The 26,712-nt window shown below is 71.0% G+C and carries 20 protein-coding genes; 16 read left to right on the top strand and 4 right to left on the bottom strand.

All coding sequences use genetic code 11. The annotated features are described in order from the left end of the window. Positions 1 to 48: 48 nt before the first annotated feature. Both IE263_RS30640 and IE263_RS30635 read left to right on the top strand, forming a co-directional pair. Entirely contained in the window at positions 49 to 2,109 is a 2,061-nt protein-coding gene (locus IE263_RS30640) for an ATP-binding protein (RefSeq protein WP_189941150.1), read from the top strand. Between the two features lie 25 nt (positions 2,110 to 2,134). Beyond that, complete coding sequence (locus IE263_RS30635) at positions 2,135 to 2,851, top strand: hypothetical protein (RefSeq protein ID WP_189941081.1); 717 nt, start codon at positions 2,135 to 2,137, stop codon at positions 2,849 to 2,851. A 331-nt stretch (positions 2,852 to 3,182) separates the two neighbouring features. Here IE263_RS30635 and IE263_RS30630 read toward each other — a convergent pair whose 3' ends face one another. Further along, positions 3,183 to 3,824, bottom strand: a complete 642-nt coding sequence (locus IE263_RS30630) for a hypothetical protein (protein ID WP_189941080.1) — start codon at positions 3,822 to 3,824, stop codon at positions 3,183 to 3,185. Positions 3,825 to 3,826: 2 nt separating this feature from the next. After that, the gene (locus IE263_RS30625) at positions 3,827 to 7,255 is read right to left on the bottom strand and encodes a phage tail protein (protein WP_189941079.1); all 3,429 of its coding nucleotides are present in this window, start codon (positions 7,253 to 7,255) and stop codon (positions 3,827 to 3,829) included. 383 nt (positions 7,256 to 7,638) lie between these two features. On the opposite strand from IE263_RS30625, the gene IE263_RS30620 reads away from it, so the two are divergent. From IE263_RS30620 to IE263_RS30560, 13 genes are all read left to right on the top strand, one after another. Further along, positions 7,639 to 9,213, top strand: a complete 1,575-nt coding sequence (locus IE263_RS30620; protein WP_189941078.1) for a phage tail sheath family protein — start codon at positions 7,639 to 7,641, stop codon at positions 9,211 to 9,213. Positions 9,214 to 9,323: 110 nt separating this feature from the next. Next, positions 9,324 to 9,767 carry a phage tail protein gene (locus IE263_RS30615; RefSeq protein ID WP_189941077.1) on the top strand — a complete coding sequence of 148 codons (444 nt, stop codon included), beginning with the start codon at positions 9,324 to 9,326 and terminating at the stop codon, positions 9,765 to 9,767. A 71-nt stretch (positions 9,768 to 9,838) separates the two neighbouring features. Then, entirely contained in the window at positions 9,839 to 10,252 is a 414-nt protein-coding gene (locus tag IE263_RS30610; protein WP_229911263.1) for a hypothetical protein, read from the top strand. After that, on the top strand, positions 10,249 to 10,392 hold the full coding sequence (locus IE263_RS30605) for a DUF6760 family protein (RefSeq protein ID WP_099935404.1): 144 nt from the start codon (positions 10,249 to 10,251) through the stop codon (positions 10,390 to 10,392). The genes IE263_RS30610 and IE263_RS30605 overlap by 4 nt, the downstream gene beginning before the upstream one ends. 12 nt (positions 10,393 to 10,404) lie before the next feature. Continuing rightward, positions 10,405 to 13,491, top strand: coding sequence for a hypothetical protein (locus IE263_RS30600; RefSeq protein WP_189941075.1), 3,087 nt, complete (start codon positions 10,405 to 10,407; stop codon positions 13,489 to 13,491). Between the two features lie 37 nt (positions 13,492 to 13,528). Further along, positions 13,529 to 13,966: a phage tail protein gene (locus IE263_RS30595; protein ID WP_189941074.1), complete on the top strand. Its 438-nt coding sequence runs from the start codon at positions 13,529 to 13,531 to the stop codon at positions 13,964 to 13,966. Continuing rightward, on the top strand, positions 13,963 to 14,790 hold the full coding sequence (locus IE263_RS30590; RefSeq protein WP_189941073.1) for a CIS tube protein: 828 nt from the start codon (positions 13,963 to 13,965) through the stop codon (positions 14,788 to 14,790). Before IE263_RS30595 ends, IE263_RS30590 begins: the two co-directional genes overlap by 4 nt. After that, positions 14,790 to 16,661, top strand: coding sequence for a VgrG-related protein (locus tag IE263_RS30585; RefSeq protein ID WP_189941072.1), 1,872 nt, complete (start codon positions 14,790 to 14,792; stop codon positions 16,659 to 16,661). The genes IE263_RS30590 and IE263_RS30585 overlap by 1 nt, the downstream gene beginning before the upstream one ends. 132 nt (positions 16,662 to 16,793) lie before the next feature. Beyond that, positions 16,794 to 17,075 (top strand): PAAR domain-containing protein, encoded by a 282-nt coding sequence (locus IE263_RS30580; RefSeq protein ID WP_189941071.1) that lies wholly within the window; start codon positions 16,794 to 16,796, stop codon positions 17,073 to 17,075. 7 nt (positions 17,076 to 17,082) lie between these two features. Next, complete coding sequence (locus IE263_RS30575) at positions 17,083 to 17,496, top strand: GPW/gp25 family protein (RefSeq protein WP_103553588.1); 414 nt, start codon at positions 17,083 to 17,085, stop codon at positions 17,494 to 17,496. Next, the gene (locus tag IE263_RS30570; RefSeq protein ID WP_189941070.1) at positions 17,493 to 19,439 is read left to right on the top strand and encodes a putative baseplate assembly protein; all 1,947 of its coding nucleotides are present in this window, start codon (positions 17,493 to 17,495) and stop codon (positions 19,437 to 19,439) included. The genes IE263_RS30575 and IE263_RS30570 overlap by 4 nt, the downstream gene beginning before the upstream one ends. Further along, positions 19,440 to 19,997: a phage tail protein gene (locus IE263_RS30565; protein ID WP_189941069.1), complete on the top strand. Its 558-nt coding sequence runs from the start codon at positions 19,440 to 19,442 to the stop codon at positions 19,995 to 19,997. It begins immediately after the preceding gene. After that, positions 19,994 to 21,322, top strand: a complete 1,329-nt coding sequence (locus IE263_RS30560; protein ID WP_189941158.1) for an NADase-type glycan-binding domain-containing protein — start codon at positions 19,994 to 19,996, stop codon at positions 21,320 to 21,322. The genes IE263_RS30565 and IE263_RS30560 overlap by 4 nt, the downstream gene beginning before the upstream one ends. Before the next feature lie 106 nt (positions 21,323 to 21,428). On the opposite strand, the gene IE263_RS30555 is transcribed toward IE263_RS30560, so the two are convergent. After that, complete coding sequence (locus tag IE263_RS30555; protein ID WP_189941068.1) at positions 21,429 to 24,083, bottom strand: AfsR/SARP family transcriptional regulator; 2,655 nt, start codon at positions 24,081 to 24,083, stop codon at positions 21,429 to 21,431. A gap of 352 nt (positions 24,084 to 24,435) precedes the next feature. Here IE263_RS30555 and IE263_RS30550 point away from each other — a divergent pair, with 352 nt between their 5' ends. Continuing rightward, positions 24,436 to 24,606, top strand: a complete 171-nt coding sequence (locus IE263_RS30550) for a hypothetical protein (protein WP_373312119.1) — start codon at positions 24,436 to 24,438, stop codon at positions 24,604 to 24,606. A gap of 180 nt (positions 24,607 to 24,786) precedes the next feature. On the opposite strand, the gene polX is transcribed toward IE263_RS30550, so the two are convergent. Further along, entirely contained in the window at positions 24,787 to 26,514 is a 1,728-nt protein-coding gene (gene polX / locus IE263_RS30545; RefSeq protein ID WP_189941067.1) for a DNA polymerase/3'-5' exonuclease PolX, read from the bottom strand. Positions 26,515 to 26,712 lie beyond the last annotated feature (198 nt).

The following is a 26,712-nucleotide window of genomic DNA, read 5'->3' as shown; positions in this document are numbered from 1 at the left end:
ACCCGCGGCACCCCACGCGCACACACCGAGCGGAGCGAGGAGCATCCCATCGCCGAGAACCCCAGCCTTCGCCACCTGCTGGACCGGGTGGTCCTCGTCGAGGAACGCGTACGCCGCGCCGTCGCCGCCCGCAGGCAGACCGACCCCAACCCCGACGACGCCTTCCGGGGCCTCTACCTCACCGACGACGCCGTCGACCGCCTCCTCCACACGCCGCCCCGTCCCGCTGCCCCCGACCGTACGGACGCCGCCCGGCACGCCGAGGCCGAGACGCGAGCCGACACCGCCGAACCGCCCAGCCGCCTGCGCCGGCTGACCACCGATCTCGGGCTCACCGACCTCGACGTCGAGATCCTGCTCATCACCCTCCTGCCCGACCTGGACGCCCGGTTCGAATCCTTCTACGGCTACCTCAACGACGACGTCACCCGGCGCCGGCCCACCATCGGCCTGGTGCTGACACTGTGCGGACTGTCCGCGGCGGACGCGTCCGCCCGCGCCCGCCTGGGCGCGACGGCCCCCCTGCTCGCCGCCGGCCTGCTGCTCACGGAAGATCCGGACCGCCCGTTCCTCGGACGTGCCCTGCGCGTACCGGACCGGGTCACCGCACATCTCCTCGGCGACGACACCCCCGACCCCCGTGTCGCCGACCTGCTGACCCCCACCCCGCCCGTGCCCGGCGTGGGCGACGCCACCCCGCTGGCCCGGGCCCTCGCCGCTGAGATCCCCCTGGCCTATCTGCGGGAGGAGCAGGGCGGCGCGGGCCCCGCCCTCGCCGCCACCGCCCTCACCCAGGCCGGGCGCCCCGCACTCGCCCTGGACCTGGCCCGCCTCGCCCGCGACCCGGCCCCCGCGGACGCCGTGCGCACCGCCGTACGCGAGGCCCGGCTGACCGGCGCCGGTCTGGTCTGCGCCCCGGTCGACGCCCTGGACCGGGACCGCGAACGGGCCGCGCTGCTAAGGCAGTTGACGGACGCCCCCGTCCCCGTCGCCCTCGTCGGTCGCGTCCCATGGGACGCCGCCTGGTCCACCCGTCCCCCCCTGCTGCTGCGCGCCCCGCGCGTCGAGCCGACCGCGCGAGCCGCGCTGTGGCAGGCCGCGTACGGGCCCTCCGTGCCCGCCGGCATCGACGTCCCGAACCTCCTGTCCCCCTTCCTCCTCACCCCCGAACAGATCACCCGGGCAGCCCGAAGCGCCGCCCAGAACGCGCTTCTGGACGGCGGCGAGCTGCGCCCCGAGCACGTACGCCGGGGCGCCCGGGCCCAGAACTCCGCCGGACTCGACCTCCTCGCCCGCCGCATCGAACCCGCCGTCGGCTGGGACGACCTCGTACTGCCCGCCGACACCCTCACCCAGCTCCGAGAACTCACCGCTCGCGCCCGCCACCGCGACCGCGTTCTCGGCGAATGGGGGATGCGCCCCGGCGGCGCCCGCGGCCGGGGCGTCGTCGCCCTGTTCGCGGGCGACTCCGGTACCGGCAAGACCATGTCCGCGGAGGTCATCGCCGCCGACCTCGGCCTGGACCTCTACACCGTCGACCTCTCGACCGTGATCGACAAGTACGTCGGCGAGACGGAGAAGAACCTCGAGCGCATCTTCTCCGAAGCGGCCGGGGTGAACGGCGTCCTCCTCTTCGACGAGGCCGACGCGATCTTCGGCAAGCGCTCCGAGGTCAAGGACGCCCACGACCGCTACGCCAACGTCGAGAGCGCCTACCTCCTCCAGCGCATGGAGTCCTTCGACGGCCTCGCCATCCTCGCCACCAACCTCCGTGCCAACCTCGACGACGCCTTCACCCGTCGCCTCGACCTCGTCGTCGACTTCCCCGTCCCCGACTCCGCCCAGCGCCTCGCCCTCTGGCACCGCTGCCTCGCCCCCCTCCTCCCCGACACCGCCGACCTCGACCTCCCCTTCTGCGCCGACTCCTTCGAACTCGCCGGCGGCAACATCCGCTCCATCGCCGTCACCGCCGCCTACCTCACCGCCGAAGCGGGCTCACCGCTGACCATGCGGCAACTGATCCACGCGATCCAGCGCGAATACCAGAAGCTGGGCCGACTGACGCTGGCCAGCGAGTTCGGGCCGTACGTCGATCTGCTCGTCCTGTGACCTGACCGAACGAAGGAGGACCGCTGTGCGCGCGCACGAGGAACGGCTGACGGAGCAGGGCAGGGAGCAGACCAGCCGCACCGGCAGACGGTACGACTCGCCCGTCGCCGCTCTGCTGGCCCTGCAGCGGACGGCCGGGAACGACGCGGTCGTACGGCTCCTGACGGCACAACGGACGCCGGAGCGTACCGTCCGGGAGAAGCGACATGCGGTCAGCAACTCCCCGTACGGCAACCGACCGCGTTCCGCCCGGCAACAGGTCCAGCAGGGCTTCGACCCGGACACGCCCCGGGCCCGGGAACTCCCGAGCCGGGGCCCGAGGGACGAGATCATCTGGAGCGGCACCAGGGACGACATCGGTTTCACCCCGGCGACGACGACCGCTGTGCTGGACGCGACGTCCAGCCAGAACGCGAACGGGCGGACGGAGTACGAGTGCGCGCAGTGCGGCACGTACATCCCCCAGCTGAGCGACAAGACGGCGGCGGACGGCAACCGCTACGTCACCATTGACCACATCACGGAGATCATCGCCTATGTCCAGGCCAACGCGACGGCGGTGACCTGGCAGGTCGACGGCCGCAGCGTCAGCGCGATCACCCGCGCGGAAGCGAAACGATGGGCCAACGACGTCAACAACCTACGCGTCCTCTGCGCCCAGCCCTGCAACGGCGGCACCCGAGCGGCCCACAGCGCCAGCCGCAGCTACGACACGAACAAGGCGGTGTGGTGGGCGTCGTAGGGGCCCGCCGGTCAGACTCTTACAACCCGCGCTCGGCTCCCGCAGAGCACCATCGTGCCCTTGGGGGCGGCAGATCCATCCTCAGAACGGTGCCGGAGGCCGAGCAGACTGGCATGCTCCAGAGCAGGTCCAAGGGCGAGGTTCCGACTGTTCATCAACACAGCTCGCGCATGGGCTCACGCAGCGCGGCACTGTCTGGTCGATTTGAGTAGAGCCCCCTCGACCAGGTAGGGCACGACGGGCTTGCTCAATGGCCCCCACAGTGAATGAGATGCACTGCTTCTGTTGCATCAAGCTCAGCTGGCTTCAGGAGAGGCGTTTCCCCTGTGGATCAGATGGCGGACCTGCTTGCCTGAACTTCGCGGCCATCCGGAAACTTGACAGCGGTAATGTGTGACAGCATACGGGCGTACGAGGAGAATGCTGGTTCGCTCGTTCCCTCAAGGGATTCGCCGTTGAAGAAATTGTCCCAGAAGTCCGTTCCGGAGAACTCATGGATGCGTCGATCCTCGGGATCACGCAGATTGATGGCGAGGTATGACTCATTGGTCCCGAACCACGTTGCAATGGGGTACAGGCCGGCGCTGTCGACGAAGAGGTCCCGATCGTCCTCGCCCATAACGCCGACTTTGATCTGATACCAAGCGATTGCGTCGGAGTCGGCCATGTTGCAGTCGAAGTCGTATCCACCGAATCTGGCGAGTACGGGCGGAAATTGCGCTTGATTCGCCATTGTGAAGGAGAGGGTCTGGCGCACCTGGCGGAACCACTGTGGAAGGTGGACGCGATCCCGTTGCTCGCAATGGGAAATTGCCGAGCTGGAGTCCCTGGTGAAGCGGAGTGTAGAGAAAGCCTCTGCAAACCGGCGAAGGCTCTGCTTTTCTTCGTCTCCCAGGGAGGATGCATTGATCCAGCTCAATGCATCTCTGTAATCTCCTTCGGTGGATCCTTCGGAAGGTGTGCCATTACGCATGATCAGTCCCCATCGGACAGTAGGTCGATCTTGTCGATGACTGCTCTATGGTTACCCTCTTGCCTGGTTGCGGTAACTTGATCGCCGTTCTTGTCAAGGCATTCCGGGTGCACGTCGTGTGGATATGTGCGCTTTCCGTCCCATATCCACGTCATGGCCACATTTTTCAGATTCTGGGCCACGCCTGATATTTGTTGAGCGCCGTTGAATACTCCGCGGACGGCGTTGTGGAAAGCGGACTCGTATTTCGTCTGCTGGTCCCCTTTGTAGTAGACGGCTCCTACGTGGCCGCTGGGTACCGTGAACTTCTTTCTCGGGCCATCGTTGATCGAGTCCTCCACTGTTTTTGGAGGCGCCTGGGAAAGGTTATGAAAGACGAGCTGAGCTGTGTCGCTGCGCATCTTGTGATGGAAGTCGATCCACTTTTCTCCGGCGGGGATATCGGCTGCGTTCTGTGCCCGTTCCAGCACCACAAGAATGTAATCGCTCGGTATCCATTCGTGATGGCCGGGCATGGCGTCTCGGAATCTTTTCTTCACGAAACCCCGGGCAGCCTTGAAGGGCTGTTTATTCCAGGCCTTCTCGAACAGGTCTTTATCGACTTTAATCTGCTCTCCGTCGTGCTCGACGAGTTCGTGTTGGTTCGCTGCCATTTTCTTGAGGAAAGGCACTATCGAGGCTGCTGTCGGAATCGCCTTGCGCAGGATCTCCTTGTAATCCGCGCTCGTTCGCTCTATCACGCCTTGGGCAACAGGTGTCGGGGGACTTGCCTTCGCGATGACTGTGAAGTTGGTGGTGTCGCCCCCGGAAGAATCCACTTCCAGTGACTTCAGCCCCTTGGGATGCAGGCGTGCAAGCACGCTTCCGGTAATCCGTTCGAGCGCCTGGCGGCTGGGTACGGGCCTAGATGTCGGTTCGGTGAGAAGTTCCCTGGCTTCCTTCTTCACGTCGGCGCTCTGCCGCGTCTCTTTGTCTGAGGCGTGCCCAGGGTCGTGCGGGCCCTGTCGGTCCGCTGCCTTGCGCTCGCTGTTGCTGCCTCCATCGTTGCGATGTTTCGCCCTTTTTAGCTTGTTCCAGAGCATCTTGCCTTGTTTGGCGATGAAGTCCACGATCCTGTCGATCGCCTTGTTGACCGGCTTGGCGACGGCGTGGAAGACCTGCTTCACCTTGCCTGCGAGGTTGCCGACGCCCAGCAGGGCGGCGAGGAAGCCGATGAGGACGGGGATGGAGGCGACCAGGGCGCCCTCGATGAGGGCGGGGACGCCACCCCCGCCGCCGCTTGCGATGGCGATGACCGCGTCCAGGACCGAGTTGACGAACTGGATGATCTGGGCGCCCTGGGTCACGACGAAGGTGACGATGTCGATGATGCCCTTGACCGCGCGGATGAAGGCGGAGGCGGGGTTGAGCAGGGAGATGATCCAGGTGATGCCCGCGACGATGACGGTGGGGATCAGGTACGAGGTCAGCTTTTCCAGGATCGTGGACTTCAGGTCGCCGACTTCCGCCTTGATGTGGTCCACCGCGCCTGCCGGGCCCTCCTTCTGGAGGGCTTGCGCGACGGGGACGGACTGTTCGGCGGCGGTGACCGCCTGGTCGGGGACGCCCTTGCGGGTGATGCGGGCGCGGATGTTGGCCCAGGTCAGCCCCAGCATGCCGGCGATGAGCTGGATGATGCCCTTGAGGTCGAACTTCGCGGGCAGGTTGAGGCCGGCGCCGGCGGCGGTGCCCAGCAGCCAGGAGACCAGGCCCTTCTTCAGGTGTTCGGCGATGTTGCCCATGAACTGCCGGAGACCGGCGCCGACGGCGGAGACCAGGTTGCGCAGGAATCCGATCGGGTCCTTGATGATGCTCATGACCGCGGTGGCGGCCTTCGCCAGGACACCGAGCAGCATGTTCTTCAGTTCGATGATGGTCTGGATGACACCGACGACGGCGTCCTTGGCCTTGGCGATGAGGCCCTTGTTCTCCTCCTGGAGCTTCTTGATCTCGTCGTCGACCGCGTTCAGCGCCTGGGTGTACTTCTGGGCGAGGTCCTGGACCAGTTGATCCGATTTCGCGTTGACGTCGGCTTCCAGTCCGTCGAACTTCTCCGTGAAGTCCTTGGCGGCGTCCTGGCCGAACTTCTTCAGATCGGCGGGCAGACGGTCGACTTCGGCCTTGAGTTCGGCACGGCCCTTGGCGATGCGGTCCTTGGCCCTGCCGAGTTCGGTGCCGATGACGTCGGCGATGGAGGAGATGACCTGCTGCATCTGCGCGACGTAGAGCTTGCGTGATTCCTGGAAGAGCTGGTTGGCCTCCTCCGGCATGCCCGCGAACTTGTCCTTGACCCACTTGAGTTTGCCGGTGAAGCCGGAGTAACGCTTGTCCTTGTAGGCGTCCATCCGGCGTTTGTGGTCCGCCGTGAACGCGTCCCGCGCGGCCTTCTCGCCTGCGGTGAACTTCTCGTCGACCAGCTTGTCCAGGCCCGACAGGGTGCCTTCCACGTCGCTCTTGGTGGCGTCGAAGACCTTCTGCAGACGGGCGGTGACCTCCGCCCGCCTGCGTTCGTCGGCCGACTTGGTGGCGCCCTTGCCGCCGTCGACCTGCTTGCCGGTGGCGGCGCGGGTGGCGGCGAGATCGCCCATGGCCTGCGCACCGGTCGCCGCGGCGCCCTGCTTGGCGGCGGCGAGCTGCTTGGCCTCGGCGCCGCGGGCCTGGCCCGGCGCGGTCGCGGAGTGCTTCTCGCCCTCCTTCTTCGCCGCCAAGGCATCGGTGAACTGGGGCTCGTTGCTCTTGGCGAGCTGGTCCTCGGTGACCTCGGCCTCGGCCATCTGCTGGTTGACCTGCTGCGGGCCGCCGGAGAAGTCGGTGACCGCGTCCGGTTGCCGGGCCGGGACCGCGCCCGCCGGGTTCGGGGTGCCGGGGACGGGCGGGGGAGCGTCGGGAGTGAGCGGGGTGACGGGTTTGTCCTTGGCCTGGGACAGGTCCGGGCCGGCCTTGGTGGTGGAGTCGATCTCCTTGGCGGAGGCGGCCTTGCCCTGGCTGACCTGCCCGCTGACCTGGCCCTTGACGGCCTCGGCCTTGCCGGACCCGGAGAAGTTGTCGGCCTCGTCGAGGTTCTTCGGAGCCTGCGCGGCGACGGCCTGGTTGACGGCGGCGATGAACCCGGCCTTGTCGAACACACCGGGCTTGGCGGCGTTCATCTTCTCGGCCTGCGCGGCCTTGCCCTGAGCCTGCTTGTCGTCCGGCGGGGCGACGGCGGCGTCCTGTGCCGCCTTCGACTCCGCGGCGGCGGGGGCGTGCCGGGAGGCCGCGGTCTTCTTCGCCCGCACCTCGGACTTCAGGTCCTGAAAGGCGGGCGACGCGGACGGCGGCGGCTTGACCGGCGGAGCCGGGGCGTCCGCGGCGGGCGGAGCCGCGGTCTGGCGCTGCGCGACCAGCCGGGCCACCGCCGCGTTCCCCGCCTGTGCCTGCAGCAGACGCAACTGGTGCGGGGCGAGGCCCGCCGGGAGTGCGCTCTCCGGCTCGGCCACCGTGGTGGGCGAGGCGGATCCCTCGACCGTGGGCCGGGCCTGGTCCTGGGCGGGGGCCGCCGGGCGTGCCGGCGCCGCGCTGGTCCTCGCGCTGGTCTTTTTGTCCGGCGCCGCCTTCATGGCCGCAAGTGTTCGGGTTCGTGGCCACTCGTACACGAGAAGGGTGGGTACGCCGGGGGGAAGGGCGGTGTGCCTGTTCGGGCAGTGGGCTGTGCACCGCGCGGCGGACGAACGGCACGTCCGGGTGATCGCGACCGGAGTCAGAATCTGCTTCGGCCGCTGGTCAAGGAGGAGTGGGTATGCCGTCGTATCTGTCCCCGGGCGTCTACGTCGAAGAAGTGGAGGCCGGGGCACGACCGATCGAGGGAGTGGGCACCTCGGTCGCCGCGTTTCTCGGCTTCGCCCCGCAAGGGCCCCTGAACGAGCCGACACTCGTCACCAACTGGAGCCAGTACGTAGGTGTCTTCGGCGACTTCGTCGAGGGTTCCTACCTGGCGTCCGCCGTGTACGGGTACTTCGCCAACGGGGGCGGGAACTGTTACGTCGTCCGGATCGGAGACGGCGGGAACGGCGTCGCGGGAGAACTGCCGAGCGGGTCCGCCGGCGGGACGGCGGGCGGTGAGTCCGCAGCCGAGGCGCTGCTCGGCGGATTCCGGGTCCGGGCCCTGCCGGGCGTCACCGGTGAGATCACGGTCGAGGTCGCCGGGGCGGAGGGCGAGGCGCCGCCGAGCGAGGCGTTCAAGCTGGTGGTCAAGGTGGACGGGGAGGAGAAGGAGACCTACCCCTCGGTGTCCACCCGCCGCGGCAAGGACAACGTCGTCACCAAGGTCAAGGAGAAGTCGCAGGTCATCGCCCTGGAGGAGGTCAGCCGGGCCGCCGCGTCGACAAAGCCCGACACCGGTACGGTCGTCCTCGCGGCCCAGTCCGGCACGGCCCCCGCTCCGGCCGGGTCCGGCACGGTCGCGCTGTCGGCCGACAACTACATCGGTGACGCGGACGAGCGGACCGGCTTCGGCGGGCTGGAGGCCATCGACGAGATCACGATGGTGGCCGTGCCCGACCTGATGAGCGCCCACCAGCGCGGCGTCGTCGACGACGAGACCGTCATCTCGGTGCAGCAGGCCCTGATCTCCCACTGCGAGTTGATGGGCGACCGGGTCGCCATCCTGGACGCTCCCCCCGGGCTGTCGCCGCAGCAGATCAAGAACTGGCGGATGGACACGGCCGGCTTCGATTCGAAGTTCGCGACGCTCTACTACCCGTGGATCAAGGTTTTCGACCCGTCGGTCGGCCGTAACACCTTCGTCCCGCCGAGCGGGCACATCGCCGGGGTATGGGCTCGCAACGACGAGTCGCGCGGGGTGCACAAGGCGCCGGCGAACGAGGTCCTGCGGGGCGCGGTCGGCCTCCAGACGCAGATCACCAAGGGCGAGCACGACCTGCTGAACCCGATCGGCGTCAACTGCGTCCGCTCCTTCCCGGGCCGCGGGATCCGGGTGTGGGGCGCCCGCACCCTCTCCTCCGACGCCGCCTGGCGTTACCTGAACGTGCGCCGGCTCTTCAACTACCTCGAGGAGTCGATCCTGACGGGCACGCAGTGGGTCGTCTTCGAACCGAACGACGACGCCCTGTGGGCGCGTATCCGGCGCACCATCTCGGCGTTCCTGGTCAACGAGTGGCGCAAGGGCGCGTTGTTCGGGCTGACCCCGGACGAGGCCTTCTACGTCAAGTGCGACCGGGAGACCAACTCCGCCGAGAGCATCGATGCCGGCCAGGTCGTGTGCGAGGTCGGGGTCGCTCCGGTCAAGCCCGCGGAGTTCGTGGTGTTCCGGCTGGCACAGCTGTCGGGCGGCACGGGATCGGTCGACGAGTAGCAGAACGGCAGGCGGGGGAGTGGCCCGACGGCAGTGGGCCGCCCCGCGGATCGGTCCCGGGGCGGTGGAAGACCGCCGCTCCACACACGCGATGAGCCATGGAGGCTGGGATGGCACTTCCCGAACTTGACAGCTCTGTCGGCCACTCCTTCGGGCTGGAATTCGACGGCGTGGTGATCAAGCAGATCACCGAGGTCAGCGGTTTGAAGATGGAACAGGACGTCATCGAGCTCAAGCAGAACACCGCCGACGGAAAGTACGCCGTCAAGAAGCTGCCGGGCCGCCCCAAGGCCGGCGAGGTCACCGTCACCCGCGGTCTGACCGAGGACAACAGCTTCGAGGCGTGGATCAAGTCGTCCCGGTTCGGGAAGATGGGCGACGCCCGTAAGAACGGCGCGATCATCGTCTACGACTACGAGGGCAGCGCGATCAAGCGCTACCAGTTGATCAACGCCTGGCCGAAGTCGCTGGAGATCGGCACCCTCAAGGCGGGCGACACCTCGGTCCTCACCGAGAAGCTCTCGATCACGTACGAGAGCATGGAAGTTGAGTGATGCGCAGGACGATGCCCTCTCCGGCGCGGCAGGCCGCACAGCCGCTCCCGGGCGTACCGGAGCAGGATCACATGGCGGGACCGGGCGAGAGCGCGAGCGGTGCGGGGCGTGACACGCTCCGCACCGAGTTCGCCTTCGAACTGCCCCGGGGGTACGTGGACGAATCCGGCACCGTGCACCGGCACGGTGTGATGCGGCTGGCCACGGCCCGGGACGAGCTCATCCCGCTGCGGGACGACCGGGTGCGGGAGAACTCCGCGTACCTGTCGGTGGTCCTGATCGCCCGGGTGATCACCCGGCTCGGCACCATCGAGGACGTCCACGCGGGCATCGTGGAAGACCTGTTCGCCTCGGACCTCGCCTTCCTCCAGGACTTCTACCGGCGGATCAACGCGGAGGGCCACACCCGCGCCGCGGTCACCTGCCCCTCCTGCCAGGAACACTTCGCCGTGGACCTCGCCGGGGGCCGCCTGGGGGAATCGTGACGTACGCGGTCGAGCGCCTCTACGAGGAGATCGCGTACCTGGCCTACCACTTCCACTGGCCGCTCGAAGAGCTGCTCGATCTGGAACACCCCGAACGGCAGCGGTACGTCGAGCAGATCGCCCGTCTCAACGGGCGGTGAGAGGACACCGAGATGGGACTGCTGTCCTGGCTGACGAGGAGCGGTGAACGCTCGCGGGGCGTCACGGAGCCCGAAACGCGAGCGCGCGCCGACGCCGGGACGACGCCACCCGGACCGGACGCGGCGACGGACGCACAGGTCACGGACGGGTGGCGGTCGACGCCACCCGTGCAACGGACGCTGAGCGCCCCCATGGGTCTGCTCACCGACCCCGGCGGGTTCGGCGGGCGGCTGGGCACATGGCAGGACCCGACCGTCACCGGACCGCTCGGCCATCTCGTCAGCGCACAGGCGCCGTCCGGCGTCGTCCATGGGCTGGCTGAACCCACGATGCCGGTGCAGCGGACGAGCACACGGCCGGAGGCACACGCCTTCGGCGTACCGCGGGGCGCGCAGGATCCCGAGCAGACGTGGGCGGGCGAGCCCGGCGTGGCGTCAGCCGGTGGCCCGATCATCTCCCGGTCGGTGTCCCCGGCCCCGGGGACGGCACAGCAGCCGGACCGTGCGCCGAACCCGAACCCGAACCCGAACCCGAACCCGAACCCGAACTCGGACGGGGGCGCGGGCCGTGACTCGTCGGTGCCCGACGGCGTACGGGTGGCCGCACCGGCGCCGCTTCCCCTGGCGCCGCTCCAGCGGGCAACCGTTCCGTCGACTGTTCCGTCGACCGGCCCGCAGCCGGACACGGCACCGTCCGCTCCGGTGACGGTCATGCGCGTGCGGTCCGTCCCGGCAGCCCCCGCGGGCCCCGCGCCCGCCCGCCCCCTGATCGTCGCGGAGCCACCGGCCGTACCGGCGTGGGAACTCGCTGCGGTCCCCCCGTCCGCGCCGGACGCGGACTCCGGTCCCCTGGCCCCGGGCACCCCGGACGAGCCCGTCGCCGGCCTGCTCGCCACGCCCGGTACGCATGCGGAGCGGAACGAGGAGGGCGGCGTCGTCCAGCGAACCGAAGCGTCGGTCGCCGACCGGTCGACGGCGGTACGGGACACGGCCTCGCTCCCCCTCGCCGCGCCGCGCACCGGCACGGCCGCCGGCCGGGGACCGGACGCCGCCCCCACCGCTCCGCTCATCGGCGACGTGGACGGCGCCGGGCCTGCCGTGCAGCCCGTTGTGCAGCGTGACGTCGCGGCCCCACCGCGTCCACGTCATCGAGGTCTCGGCGAGCCGCTCTCCGCGCTGCCGCCCACAGCCCTGCCGCTTCCGGGCCCGGCGGCGCCACCGGCCGAGTCTGCCGAGTCCCCTTCTGTCCCCTCCGTCGCGCAGGTCTCCCGAACCGTGGAGGTACCGGAGACACCAGAGGCCCCGGAGATACTGGGCGCCCCGGAGACACCGGCGGCACCAGAGGACCTGCGGGTCCCACACGCTCCGGAGGTGCCGACGGTGCTGGACCGCGTGGCAGACCCGGCTGAGCCCGGAGTGTCGTCGCCCGGCGGCGAGGGCACCGCGCCGCTGCTCGGCGACGCGCCACCGTTGACCACGGAACCGGTGGACCTCGGCACAGGGCTCTCGTCCGAGACGGCGACCGGCGTCGGCGCCGAAGCCGTGGAAGTCGGTCCGATGCCCGCTCCGAGCACCGGCTTCGGCCCAGGCCCAGGCCCAGGGTCGGGCACCGGTCCCGGCTCGGGCACCGGAGGCCTAGGGACCGGCCCAGGAGCAGGACCAGGGCCGGATGCCGGCTCCGGATCCCCCGCCGGTTCCGGTGGCGCCGCGTCGCCGGGGCCGGTCGCGGTACAGCGACTCGACGCTCCCGGCGGCTCACCCCCCGCACCCCCGTCGACGGGTGCGACGCCCGAGGTCGCGGAGGCCGACCGGGCACCGCTGCTCGGGGACGCCGGACCGCTCGCGGTGAGTGACACGGTGGTGCTCGAGGCGCCTGGCCCGGGAGAGATGGTGACGGCCGCGACGCCCCTGCCGATGCGGCGGCTGGACGCCGTGGACGAGCCCACGCTTCCCGGCGCGGTGCCCGAAGCGGGGTTCGGTGCCGGGTCGGTGGCCCGGGGCGCCGGCCCCGTGTTCCCGCTGGTGGCGCAGCGGTCGCTGCCTCTCTATACGGTGCCGGAACCGTCATCGTCCGCCGAGGCGCCGGCCGCCTCCGAGCCTGCGGCCGCGGTCCCGGTCCGATGGGAGCCGGTCGGGGGCGGAGGGTCCGTCTCGGGGGCCGGCGGTTCCGGAGGCCATGCCCGGTCGGCCGGCGCCGCGGCCGACGGCTTCGGCGGTTCCGGCGACCACGGCGGCCCTCGCGGAGGGGACACCGCGACCGGCGGCGGCAGCGCGTACCCCGGCGCCGCCTCCGGCCACGCGGGTGGCGTCGTGCAGCGGACCGCGGGCACCGGTGCGGCGGCCCTCGCCGTTGGCACCCCACCTGCCTGGTCCTACGGCGACGCAGGCCTCCCCGGTGTCTCCGGCCTCCCCAGCGTCTCCAGGCTTCCCAGCGTCTCCGGCGCCTCCGGCCTCCCTGGTGTTTCCGGGCTTCCCGGAGTCTCCGGCGTCTCCGGCTTCCCCGGCCCCCCGGAATTCCCCGGCGCCCCTGGTGCCGGCGCCGTCCTCCCCGATGGAGCCCCCCAACCGTCCACCCGCCCGCTTCAAGGTCCGGGCGCCCTGGGCCCCGCGGTCCCGCTGCAGCGGCTCGAGACGGTCCGCGGCGCCGATCCGCCGCTCGTGCACCACCCTGCCCCGCCGTCTCCTCTGCCCCTGCCCCCTCGGGGACAGGCGCCGTCGGTTTCCAGCGTGACGCCCGGCGTCAGCGCGGGGGCCGCGGCGGTCGCCGCCGGGGTGGCCCGGTGGATGCCGGACGGCTCCGTGGAGTTCACCGCGCCCGCCGTGCAACGCGCCGAGGACGGCGCACCGGGCACCGAGCCGTCGGCCGACCCGCCGGCGCAGGGCGAGCCGGCCGATCCACCGGCGCCCTCGGTCGGCGCCGACGCCCCCGACCCCGTCGGCGGCTCCTCGACCTCGTCCGCCACCCCGGGGAAGGCCGGCGTCCCCAAGGTCACGGACGAACTCGTCCGAGCCCTGGTCGCCCCCCTCAGCAGGCTGCTCAGGGCGGAGCTGCGCATCGAACGTGAACGTACCGGGACCTTGATCAACACCCGGCACTGACAGAGCACCCGGCACCGAAAGAAAGGCAGGGCATCGGATGTCCATCACCCAGGACCCGGCGGTCTCGGTCTGCTTCGTCGTCACGATCGACGGGATCGAACTGGGGTCGTTCAACACCTGTGAGGGGCTGGGCTGCGAGGTGGTGCTCGAACCCCGCGAGGAGGGCGGGAACAACGGCCACGTCTGGCAGTTGCCGACGCGCCTGAAGTACCCCAACGTCAAGCTCTCCCGGCCGCTGACGAAGGACACCCAGAAGGTGGCCAAGTGGTTCGCCAGCATGACCACCGGGTTCGCCCGCAAGACCGCGCACATCGAGGCGCGTACCGGCGACGGCGTGATGGTCGCCCGCTGGGGCCTGCTGGAGGTGGTGCCGGTGCGCTGGACCGGGCCGACGTTCAATCCCGAGTCGCCCAAGGTCGCCACGGAGACCATCGAGATCGCGCACCACGGCTACACGATGGAGCCCGGAGCATGAGCGGGCCCGTGGCGTTCAGTGCGGCAGGCGGCGGCGCGAGGTCGGCGTCGGCCGCGGGCGGTGACGCGCGGCCCAAGCTGGAGCACGCCTACCTCGAACTGCGCACCCCGCCCTCGGGCGGCAGCCTCACCCCCGGTGGACCCTGCGGCCGTATCGACTTCCAGTTCAATCCCAAGGAGCTCAGCCTGGGCAAGTCGGCGTCCTGGAAACGCACCCCCGCCAAGGGTGCCAAGAGCGCGGGCCCGCCGGAGTACCAGGGGCCGCAGCCCAGCAAGCTCACCGTCGAGATGTTCTTCGACGCGAGCGACACCCAGGACACCAGTGTCGTCAAGGCTGTGGAGAGCCTGTTCGCCTGCTGCGTACCGACCAACGAGACCCGGCAGGCGCAGCGGTCGTCGCCGCCCTGGGTGGTCTTCCACTGGGGCGGCATCACCGGCTTCCCCGGCTACGTCAGCCAGGTCCAGGTCAAGTACACGCTGTTCACCACGTCCGGGGTGCCGATCCGCGCGGTGTGCCAGGTGACGATGGAGGAGATCAGCGGGGAGACAGCCGGCCAGAACCCGACCTCGGGGGCGCTCACCGCCCGCCGTGTCCACCGGCTCCGCGCCGGCGACACGCTGCAGGGCCTCGCCTGGGCCGAATACGGCGACGCGGCGGCCTGGCGGGCCATCGCCGAGGCCAACGGCATCGACGATCCGATGCGGCTGACCGAGGGGCGGGAACTGCTGCTCCCCTCGGCCGACGAACTGGACACGGTGCCGGGCGGGGCGGCGGATCCCGTCGCGTACGGGTCCGCAGCGACCGGCGGCCGGAAGGACAGCTGATGGCCAATGACACCGTCGCCAAGATCCTGGTCATGGAGATCGGCGGGACCAGGCTCCCCGCCGACCTCGCCAACACCCTGGTGGACGGCTACGTCGACGACAGCCGAACCCTGCCCGACACGTTCGTTCTGCGGTTCCGCGACCCCAGCCGGGTGCTGCTCGACAAGGCCGGTATCAAGATCGGCTCCGAGGCGCGGCTGCTGGCCGCGTCCGGCGCGGGCGGCTCGCCGAAACCGCTGCTCAAGGGTGAGGTGACCGCACTGGAGCTGGACTTCGACGAGACCGGGACGTTCACCGTGGTCCGCGGTATGGACAAGGCGCACCGGCTTTTCCGGGGACGCCGGGTCGCCGCCTACCAGAACATGACCGTCGCGGACATCTGCCGCCGCGTCGCCCAGCGCGCCGGGCTCCAGACGGGGACGATCGACGTCTCCGGCCCGGTCCTCGAACACGTCGCCCAGGCGAACGTCTCCGACTGGGAGTTCGTCCGCGACCTGGCCGAGGACGCCGGAGCGCAGGTGTACGTGATCGACGGCGCCCTGCATGTCACCAGGCCCACCGCGGCGTCCGGTGCGCCCGGCTCCTCGGCCCGCGCCGACCGCGACCCGCTCGTGCTGGAACTCGGGAAGAACCTGGTGCGCTGCCGCGCCGGGGTGACCGCCGCCGAGCAGGTCTCCCAGGTCCAGGTGCGCGGCTGGGACACCAAGACCAAGCGGGCCCTGGTCGGCACGGCGGAGGCGGGCAAGGCGGACACCGTCCAGCTGGGCATCGGCCCGGCGGACGCGGCGCGCCCCTTCGGGAAGGCCGACTACCTCGTCACCGACAACACCTACGGCGCGCAGGCCCGCGTCGAGCAGGTCGCCAAGGCGCTGGCGCAGCGGATCGCCGGGTCGTTCGCCGAGATGGAGGCGGTCATCCAGGGCAATCCCGAGGTCCGGGCCGGCGGCGCGGTCGCGCTGTCCGGGGTCGGCGCCCCGTTCGAGGGCCGGTACACCGTCACCGCCTCCCGGCATGTCTTCGACGCACTGCGCGGCTACGAGACCTGGGTGACCGTCTCGGGCCAGCAGGAACGCTCGCTGTCGGCGCTGGCCGGCGGCGCCGCGGGCCGGGCGGGCCGGCTCCCCGAGATGGACGGCGTCGTCATCGGCATCGTCTCCGACACCAAGGACCCGGACAAGCTCAGCCGCGTCAAGGTCAAGTTCCCCTGGCTGTCCGACGAGTACGTCAGCGACTGGGCCCGGTGCGCGCAGAGCTCCGGAGGAGGGGGCAAGGACGGCAAGGGAACCTCCGCGTTCGTCCCGGAGGTGGGTGACGAGGTGCTGGTCGGGTTCGAGCAGGGCCGGCTCGACCGCCCGTACGTACTCGGCTGCCTCTTCAACGGGCAGGACAAACCGTCCACGGCGAGCGGCGAGCTGATCGATGGGACCAGCGGCGCCGTCAACCGGCGGTCGTTCTCCTCCCGCAGCGGCAACCAGCTCGAACTGCTCGACAACGCCTCCGGCCCGCAGGGCGTACGGATGGTCACCGGCGACGGCAAGCTCACCATCGACCTCGACCGCAAGGGCACCAAGATCATCGTGCACAGCGACGGCACGGTGGAGATCGACGCCAAGGACAAGGTCACCGTCAAGGCGGGCAACGGCGCGCTGATGGACGCGGGCAGCGGCACCCTCGAACTGACCGGCAAGTCGGTGAAGGTGACCGCGCAGACAGGCGTCCAGGTGGACGGCGGCAGCGGCCAGGTCGGGCTCACGACGAGCGGGGGAGTGGAGGTGAAGGGCAGCCAGGTCGCGGTCAACGGCACCGCGCGCACGGAGATCAAGGGCGGGGCGACCTGCACGATCAACGCGGGCCTGGTCCGGATCAACTGACGGGGCGGCACGTGGCACGTACGACACCCGGCACGACGGCGACCGGCCTCACGACTCCACACCCCGACGGCCGGCCCCGATACGACGAAGAGACGACGAAAAGCGAACAGCCGACGAAAAGGAGCCTCCGCCATGCCACCCGCCGCTCGCGTCGGCGATCCCACCGGCCACCCGGGGACGGTCGGCCCGCCTGGCGCGCCCACCGTCCTCATCGGTGGCATGCCCGCCGCCACCGTCGGTACCACCCACACCTGCGCCTTCCCGCCACCTGCCGTGCACCCGCCGTCCGTGATCATTCCGCCGGGGTGCCCCACTGTCCTGATCAACGGCAAGCCCGCCGCCCGCATCGGTGACACCGCTGCCTGCGGGGCTCCGATCGTCGCGGGCTGTCCGACCGTCCTGATCGGCGGGTGACCGGCTGATGGGACAGCAGTTCGTCGGCGCGGGCTGGGCGTTCCCGCCGCGCACCGACGCCACCGGGAGCATCGCCCTGGTGCGCGGCGAGCGGGAGATCGAGGAATCGATCCGGCTCGTGCTCGCCACCTCCCCGGGGGAGCGCCCCATGCGGCCGGAGTTCGGCTGCGCCATCCACGACTACGTGTTCGCCCCGGCCGACGCCGGCACCGCGGGCCAGGTCGCCTACGAGATCCGGCTCGCCCTGGACCGCTGGGAGCCGCGGATCGAGGTCGTGGGCATCGACGTCCGGTTCGACGCGGTGGAGGACGGCGTGCTGTACATCGACATCAGCTACACCGTGCGGGGCACGAACGACCCCCGCAACCTCGTGTTCCCGTTCTATGTGATCCCCGCACACGAGGAAGGTACGGGTCCGTGACGCTGCCCAGCCCCCATCTCGACGACCGGAGGTTCCAGGGACTCGTCGACGACGCCAAGAGGTTCGTTCAGCAGCGTTGCCCCGAGTGGAGCGACCACAACGTCTCCGACCCGGGCGTGACCCTGATCGAGGCGTTCGCCACGATGGTCGACCAGCTCCTCTACCGCCTCAACCGCGTGCCGGAGAAGAACTACCTGGCCTTCCTCGACCTGATCGGCGTCCGACTGCACCCGCCCACCGCCGCCCGCACGGACGTCACGTTCTGGCTGTCCGCGCCGCAGCCCGAGACCGTCCGGGTCAGGGCCGGCACCGAGGTCGCCACCGTGCGCACCGAGACCGAGGAGGCCGTGGTGTTCACCACGGTCCGCGACCTGCCGATCGTGCCGTGCGGGCTGACCCGGCTGGCGACCTGCCCCGCCGGAGGCGGGGCCGCCGACCGTACGCAGGAACTCGCCCTCGGCCGCGACGTGCCCTGCTTCGGCACGAAACCCGAACCTGGCGATGCCCTGTACGTCGGCCTGACCAACCCCGTTCCGGCCGGGGTCGTCGTGCTGCGTCTGGACTGCCGGGTCGACGGCGTCGGCGTCGACCCGCGGCGCCCGCCGCTGCGCTGGGAGGCGTGGGACGGCGCGGTGTGGGCGCGCTGCGACGTCGAGGAGGACACGACCGGCGGCTTCAACCGCCCCGGCCAGGTGGTGCTGCACCTGCCGGGCAACCACGCGGAATCCACGATCGCGCGCCAGTCCGCGGGGTGGGTGCGCTGCCGGCTGGTCTCCGCCGAACCGGACCAGCCCACCTATCTGCAGTCGCCGACCATCCGTGAGGCCGAGGCCTTCACCATCGGCGGGACGGTCGAGGCCGTGCACGCCGAAACGGTGACGGAGGAGGTCCTGGGGCTGTCCGAGGGCGTGCCCGGCCAGTCCTTCCACGTCGCCCGGCCGCCCGTCGTCCCGGGCGACGAGCCGTTCGTCGTAGAGGTGGCGGACGGCTCGGGCTGGTCGCAGTGGCACCGCGTCGACGACTTCGCCCACTCGGGACCCGGCGACCGGCACCTGACGCTGGACCCGAACTCCGGCCGGATCGACTTCGGTCCGGCCGTTCGCGAGCCGGACGGGACGATCCGCTACTACGGCGCCGTGCCGGCCAAGGGCACCCCGGTGCGGATCCGCGCCTACCGGACCGGAGGAGGCAGCCCGGGCAACGTCGCCAAGGGGACGCTGCGGGTGCTGCGCACCTCGCTGCCGTTCGTCGCGCGGGCCGAGAACCGGCGGGCCGCCGTCGGCGGGGTCGACGGGGAGAGCGTGGAGAGCGCCAAGGTCCGCGGCCCCATGACGCTGAGCACCCTGTACCGGGCGGTCGTCCCGCGCGACTACGAGGTGCTGGCGCGGGAGGTCGCCCCGGACGCGGCACGGGTCGCCTGCGTACCCGCGGGGGAGGGCGAGGAGGGGGGTGTGCGGCTGCTTCTGGTGCCGGCCGTGCGGAGCGACGAACAGGGACGGCTGCACTTCGACGACCTGGTGCCGCCCCGGGAGACGCTGCGAGGCCTCGCCGACTACCTGGACGAGCGCCGTCCCATCGGCACCCGGCTGGTGGTCGAGCCGCCCTACTACCAGGGTGTCACCGTCGTGGCGTCCGTCCTGGCGGCTCGCGGTGCGGCTGCCGACCCGGTCCGCACCGCGGCGCTGGCCGCCCTGTACGGGTATTTCAACCCGATCACCGGAGGACCGAGCGGGCAGGGCTGGCCGTTCGGGCGGCCGATCCACGCCGGAGAGGTGTACGCCGTCCTTCAACGGGTGCCGGGCGTCGACCTCGTCGAGGACGTCAGGCTCTTCCCGGCCGACCCGCTGACCGGGCAGCGCGCCGAGCCGGTCACCAGGATCGTGCTCGAACCGCACGCCCTCGTCTTTTCCTACGAGCACCAACTCCGAATGCGGGAGGCCTGAATGCGCGGAACAGTCGCGGGACTGCCCACGCCTCATCCACTCATCTACCAGCTCCCCGCCGTGTACCTGGGAGAGGACTTCATCCAGCGGTTCCTCGGGGCGCTGGACGACGTACTGGCGCCGGTGCTGCTGACCATCGACAACCTCCCCGCCCACCTCGACCCGCGAACCGCCCCGGAGGACTTCGTGGCGTGGATGGGCGAGTGGGTGGCCGCGGGCCCGGCCGATGGCCAGTCGGCCGCACAGCGCCGGGCCGCGGTCCTCGGGGCGGTGGAACGGCACCGCCGACGGGGAACGAGAGGCGGACTCGCCGAAGCCGTACGGCTGGAGTTCGGCACGGAGGCGGAGATCGAGGAGACGGGCGGAACGTCGTGGTCCGAGACGGCACACAGCCCCCTGCCCGGGCCGGCCGGTGCTCCGCCCCGGGTCACCGTACGGGTGCGGGTGGCCGACCCGGACGCGGCCGGCGCGGAGCGGCTGCGGCGGCTGGTGGCCGGTGAGGTGCCGGCGCACGTCGGGTACGACACGGAACTGCTGCCCCTCGCGGAGGCGTCATGAGCAGCCCCGGCGGGCCGGCCTGCCCGGACTGCGGCCACCACAACGCGCCGGACGCGGCGTTCTGCGCGTCCTGCAACGCCTTCCTGGCGTGGGAGCAGAGCGGCGCCGGCTCCGCGAACGGCGGCCAGGGCACGGGAACGGCGCCCCGCGCGGCCGTCGCGGAGCCCGCCGTCTCCGGCCCGGCGGTGCCGGGTCCCGTGGCGCCGAGCCCCGTGACACCGGACGTGTCCCGCTCCGGGCCGTCCGTCCGGGGAGCCGCGGCCGCCGGTCCCGCGCCGGAGCCGGCGGCCACCCGGACCGCTCCCGTCCTGCCCCGGCCGGAGACTTCGGCACCCGCTCCGACGCAGCCCCAGGCGCAGCAGCCCGGTGCCACGCCGGAGCAGACTGTCCCGAATCGGGCGGGACCGTCCGTCCCCGCCGCGCCGGCCGGACCGGTCCGGCCCCGGACGGCAACGGAAGCCGGGGCCTCCGGCACCGTGCGGCGGCCCGGTGAGCGGTCGGCGGACCCGGACGACCTGCCTGCGTCGCCGGGCACGGAGGACACCACCGCGACCGCGCCCCGCCCCCGGACCCCGGTCGATGACCTGGTCTGTCCGGCATGCGCACAGGCCAACCCCCGTACACGCACCCTGTGTCTGCGCTGCGGCGCCGTTCTCACCGCGCCCGTGGTGGAAGAGGAGCGGCTGTCGTGGTGGGCGCGACTGCTGCGGCGGATCGGCCGCCGCCCGCCGCGTCGGCTCGCGGCCGGGCAGCGTCCTCCGGCGCGGGCATGGCGACGGCCGAGCCTCGCGATCCCGATCACGCTGGTCCTCCTGCTCGGCGGTGGCTACCTCGCCCGGCCCCACCTGAGCAGCCTCATCGACAGCCTCCGGAACCGGACGGCCGAACCCACCCCCGTCAACCCGAAGTTCGCGGAGGCGTCCAACCACCTCAAGGACCATGGGCCGACCTTGGCCTTCGACGGGGCGAACAACACCTACTGGGCGCCGGCGCCGGCCGGCGCGGGCACGGGTGAGGATCTGGAGGCACGCTTCGAACAGCCCGTCACGCTCAAGAAACTCATCATCCACACCGGGGTCTCGGTCAACAAGGACGAGTTCCTCAAGCAGGCCAGGCCGTCCGTCCTCGATGTCGAGCTGGGCGAACCGGGCGGCGACGTCGAGAAGAAGCGGCTCAAGCTGGAGGACAAGCCGGGGCCGCAGACACTGGACCTCGAAGGGAAGAACGTCAGCTCGGTGCGGTTCATCGTCCGGTCCAGTTACGGAGCCGAGGGGAAGGACCGGCACACGGCGATCTTGGAGGTCGAGTTCTTCGGACTGCGATGACGGCGGCTCGGACGCCCGGCGCCAGGGTGTCTCCCCCGTGGTGGCGTCCAGCCCGCGACGCGCCCCGGAGCAGGGGGTGCGGCGGACGCGCCCCCGGCGCCCGCCGCTACATCGGGTGGGAGAGCCCGCCGGACGGCGGGATCCCCAGGGAGGCCAGCATCGCCGAGTAGCCACGCCGGGCCCGCGCACTGTCGGCCGCGAGCCCTGCGGCGTCGCACGCCCGAATCAGGACCCGCCACGCCGCGTCGCGGTGCCCGTCGACCTCGAGGCAGCGTTCGGCCGCCTCCACCGCCTCCACGGGCCGGCTCTGGGCGAGACGTATCTCGGCCAGAGCCACGGCCGAGTTGGCCGCTTCCCGGCGCAGCCGTTCCCGGTCGGCGACCACCCACTCGGCCTGCCCGTCCTCGGGCAGCAGCTCACCCGCGTAGTGGTCCAGAGCGATGCGGAACGCGTCCGCTGCCTCCTCCAGCCGCTGCTGCGCCCGGGCTCGTCGGCCGTCGCGCACCGCACGCTCGAACGCCGCGACGTCGCTCACATCACCGGGCGCCAGCACCAGCCGGTAGGAATCGCCCTGCCGCGCGATGAGCCGCGAACTGCCCCTGGAACGTTCCGGTTCCAGGAAGGAACGCAAACTGGAGACCGTCACCTGGAGGTTGTGCAGCGTGGACGGTGTCGTCACTCCGTCCCAGAACGCGAGCACCAAATGGTCACGGTGGACCGCCTGGCCGGCGCGTACCGCGAGGAGCCGCAGCACCGCCTGTGCCCTGGGGCGCAGCTTCGCCCAGTCGTGCTCGCGCCCGGCCAGGGTGAACTCGAAGCCACCGAGGCAACGCACCGTCAGGCCCGGCACCCACTGTGCTCCGGGGACGCGGCCGGACGCGGTGGTGGGGTGCCCGCCGGATTTGGGCCTGCCCGTTGCCGCTCCGCCGTCCCCGACCGGGCCGGCGGGGGCCGCAAGCGCGGTGAGCCAGGAGCGCAGCCCGGCCACCGGCAGTTGCGCCGACCGGGCCGTCGACCAGGCGGCCTCCTGCAACTCGGCCCGGCTCGCCGCATCAGGCGCCGCCAGAGCCATCGCGCCCATGGCCAGCGCACGTGCGCCCGGTACACCCGCCGACCGGGCGAACGCTTCCGCCTGGGCGGCGCGCTGCCCCGCGTCCGGCAGGTCGTGCGCGGCCTCCACGACGGCGAGGGCGGCCCGGCCCCACGCCTCCAGCGTGCCCCAGCCCAGCGCCCGGAACCGCCGCACGACCTCCTCCAACTCGCCGATGCCGGGGCGCCCTGTCCGTACCGAGCGCAGGCACACGGCCAACGCGGCGAGCGCCGCCCCTTCGGCGTCGCCGAGCCGGGTGCACTCATCCAGCACGACGACCGGCTGCCCGGCGTCCTCGGGGTGCGGCCCCAGGCCCAGCAGACATCGGGCGGCCCGGCTCAGCCACAGCAGGTCCAGGCGTTCGGCGTCGTACGCGATCCGCTGGAGTTCCGGGTAGGGGACCGGGCCGGCCGGGCCCCCGGCCAGCACGGCCAGCGCCACCCGGACCAACTGCCCGGACAGCGCGACCAGGGCGTCGTCCGTTGCCTCCGCCAAGGCCCGGCGCACGGTGGTGCCGGCCGTCCTGTCTCCGGTCAGGGCGGCGGCGATGCCCTGGACGAGGAGGGCGGCGGAGCTGTCGGGACCGCCCTCGGTGACGCGCCCGACGGAGCGGCCGAGGCGCGCGTCCGGGGTGCCTGCGACGACGGCGCGCAGCGGGTCGGGCCAGTCGGCGGACCCGAGGCGGCGGCGCACCGCCGAAGGCGGCGGGTCCTGATGATCGCCTGCGGCGGCGCAGGCAGCGGCCCGGCCACGCAGCCGCGTCAGTTCGACGTCGGTCAGCGTGCCGGTGAGCCGCGCGCGCAGACACTCGCGGAGCAGGGGCTCGGCGACGTACGTCCGTCCGTCCGGGTCGGCGCGCAGGACCCCGTGTTCGTGGGCCAGGGACCACAGCATCTCGGCGCTGTCGGCCCGGCCGGTCAGCGCGTGGCAGGCGTCGGCGGTGAGCCGGCTCAGCAGGCAGGTCTCCGTCAGGAACCGTCTGAGACGGTCGGGGAGCGGGGCGATCACCTCCCGCTCCAGGTATTCGCGGCCGAACATCCCGTCGGCCAGGATCCGCTCCTGACCCGTGTCGGGGCGGGCCGCCACGGCTCTGGCGAACAGCCTCAGCGTCGCGGCCCTGCCGCCGGTGGCCCGGACCAGGGGCAGCGCGATTCCGGGGTGCAGCGCCGTGTCGTACAGATGCGGGAACAGGTGCTCGACCTCCCAGGAGCGGAAACGCAGCGCGTCGGCGTTCACCACCGTCGCGCTCGTCGCCTCCAGCGCGGCAACCGACAACCCGGGGGCGGGGCGGGTCCCGATCAGCACCCGTGGGTGTGGCGGTGCCAGCTGGCCGAGCCGGACCACGAGCGCCCGCGCGGCCGCTGAGAGCAGGTGCATGTCATCAATGACGACCAGTCGCCCGACGGCTCCGCCGTCCCTGGCATCTCGGCGCCGCGACACCTGCTGGGCCGCGCCGGGCTGCCCGGAGCCCGCCAGCGCGTCTGCCGGGTACCCGAGCGTGGTCAGCAACTCCCGCTGGTCGGCGCCGGGCAGGGCCTGATACCACGTCACCGGGCCCGGATGCGCCTTGGCCGCCTGCGCCAACAGTGCGGTCTTGCCGAAACCGGGCGGGGCGACCACCAAGCCCAGCGAGCAGTGGGTGAACTGCTCGGTCAGACGGCCCCGGGACATGGTTTCAGAGCCCGGTATCCGGAATGCGGTCCCCTGCTGAGCCGGTAAAAGACTCGTCATATGCCTCATCTCCGTGGTTCCCGGACTCTCTGACATGGGTGTCCCATTTCGGCTGTTTCTTCTTTTGTGCTGTTTTTTGGCACTGAAAAGCCTGGCAGGTTATGGGGTGTAGAGGTTCCGTGGTCGTGGGGTGTCATTTTCGTGCTTTTCCCTCATCCGGCGCGCTCGGAAACGGCCAACGGCAAAGAGAGTGTCGTTTGGGGCCCGAGGGAAGATCGACTCGACACCGCCGCGGACGGCCGCTCGCCTGCCGTCGGGGCGTCGGCATGCGCGGCACCGGCTGCCGACTCGCATGCCGCTCTTCCGCACCGCGATGTACGCCAAGGGCGTGGACCTGTGGTGCGCACCGACCGTCGACGACCGCGACGCCTGGCAGGCCACCATGCGGCACATCGCCCCGGAGGGCCGCTGCTTCGTCCTCAGCGCCGACCAGTACCTGCCAGTGGAAGGCGACCGTACGTGAGGTCCGCGTGGCCCACTGGCTCGTTGGTGATGGGGCGCGTCAGTCAGTGCGAAGCGTCCGGGGGGCTGATCCGTGCGTTCGGTCCGTGACCGGTCCGGAAGAATCGGCTGAGTGAGGGCTGGGAGTGCTCGGTGACGTTCGACGGGTGAGCCCGCATCGGCTGCCGGGGCGCCTCACGCCTCAGTCCGCCCGGTCCTTGCGCAGGAACCGGCGCAGTCGCCGCAGCGGCCATGTGTTGATCACATCGTCCGGGGTGAGCCATCCGCGTTGTGCCGTGCCGATTCCGTAGCGCAGGCAGGCGAGCTGGGGGATCGAGTGGGCGTCGGTGTCGATGGCGAACTTCGCCCCGTGACTCCTGGCACGGAGGATGTCCTCGTCGCCCAGATCGAGGCGGTCGGGCTGGGCATTGACCTCCAGGGCCGTGCCGGTGCGGGCGCAGGCGGCGAACACCTCGTCGAGGTCGGCGTCGATGCCAGGCCGTTTGCCGAGCAGCCGGGTGGTGGGATGGCCGATGACGTTGACGTGGGGGTTCTCGCAGGCACGGACGAGCCGCCGGGTCATCGCCTTGCGGCCGACGTTGAAGTGGGAGTGCACCGCGGCCACGCAGATGTCGAATCCCTGGAGGAACTCGCCGGGCCAGTCCACCTCCCCTTCGGGGCCGATGTTGAGCTCGGTTCCGTGCAGCAGCCGCATTCCGTGGTGCTTGCCGTCCAGTGACCGTACCTGCTCGCGCTGGGCGAGGATCTTCTCGTCGGTCATGCGCTGCATGTACAGGTTCGGTGCGTGGTCGGTGACCGCGTAGTAGGCGTAGCCCCGCTCGGCGGCCGCTGCCACCATCTCCTCCAGCGGGGTGAGGCCGTCGGTGAGGTCGGTGTGGGTGTGCAGGTCACCGCGGATGTCCCGCTCGGTCACCACCTGGGGCAGTTCGCCACGGAGGCCGGCTTCGATCTCCCCTCGGTCCTCGCGCAGCGTGGGCGGGATCCAGGGCAGGCCGAGCCGGGCGTACACATCGTCCTCCGAGCGGGAGGCGACCCGCTGTCCGCCGTCGGTTTCGAACAGGCCGTACTCGGAGAGCTTCAGCCCGAGGTGGACGGCGATCGTGCGGGTGCGGATGTTGTGCGCCTTGGAGCCGGTGAAGTACTGCATCCCGGCGCCCCACGCGTCCGGTCGCACCACGCGCAGGTCGACCTGGACGCCCTCCACGGTACGGATCGATGTCTTCTTCGCGCCGTGTGCGATGACCTCGGCGGTGGAAGGCAGTTCGGTGAGGGCGTCCATGAAGGACGCCGCCCGGCCGGCGGCCACCAGGATGTCGATGTCGCCGACGGTTTCCTTCATGCGGCGCAGCGAACCGGCGTACGCGCAGTGTTCACAGCCGGAGATCCGGGACAGGTCCGCGACGATGTCCTCGGCCGCCTCCATGGCGGTGCTCAGCAGGATCCGCCCTCCGGCCTGCTGCATCAGGGAGATGCCGTGCAGGATGTTCTCCTCGGTCTTCTCCCCGAACCCCTTCAGGTCGCGCAGTTTCTCCGCCTTGATGGCGTCCGTCAGCTCGCTCACCGAGGAGATGTGCAGATCCTCGTAGAGCGCCATCGCCTTCTTGGGACCGAGGGTGGGGATGGTGATGAGCTGCCGAACCCCCGCGGGAATCCGGGCCCGCCTCTCCTCGACCACCGTGACATGGCCGGTGCGGAAGTACTCGATGACCTTCTCGGCGATCGACTTGCCCACACCCGGGATCTCTTTCAGACCCGCGACGTCCAGGTGGGAGACATCGGCGGGGTAGCCGCCGATCGCGCGGGCCGCCTTTTCGTAGGCGCGCGCCTTGAACGCCTCGCCTCCGGTGATGGCGATGAGGTCCGCGTACTCCTGAAGGAGCGCCTCGACCTCTTCGTTGGGCCGGACCACGTCTCAAGTCTAGGAACCGATTTGTGCGGCATGCCAGCTTGGGGGCATGTACCCGGCGTCAGCGCGACCGGACGGAGGCTGTCCCACCCCGACGTGCCCCACCTCTCAGCTCCATGTCTTCAGGCCCCTCCAGCGCGCGGAGCCGTCGGGCTGAGGGGTGCACTGGGATCAGGAGGATCAGCTGATCAGGAGGGTCAG

The organism is Streptomyces aurantiogriseus (genome assembly GCF_014649375.1).
Lineage (GTDB): Bacteria > Actinomycetota > Actinomycetes > Streptomycetales > Streptomycetaceae > Streptomyces > Streptomyces aurantiogriseus.
Note: the sequence above shows the minus strand (reverse complement) of the source record. Positions and strands in the feature narration are given on the sequence as shown.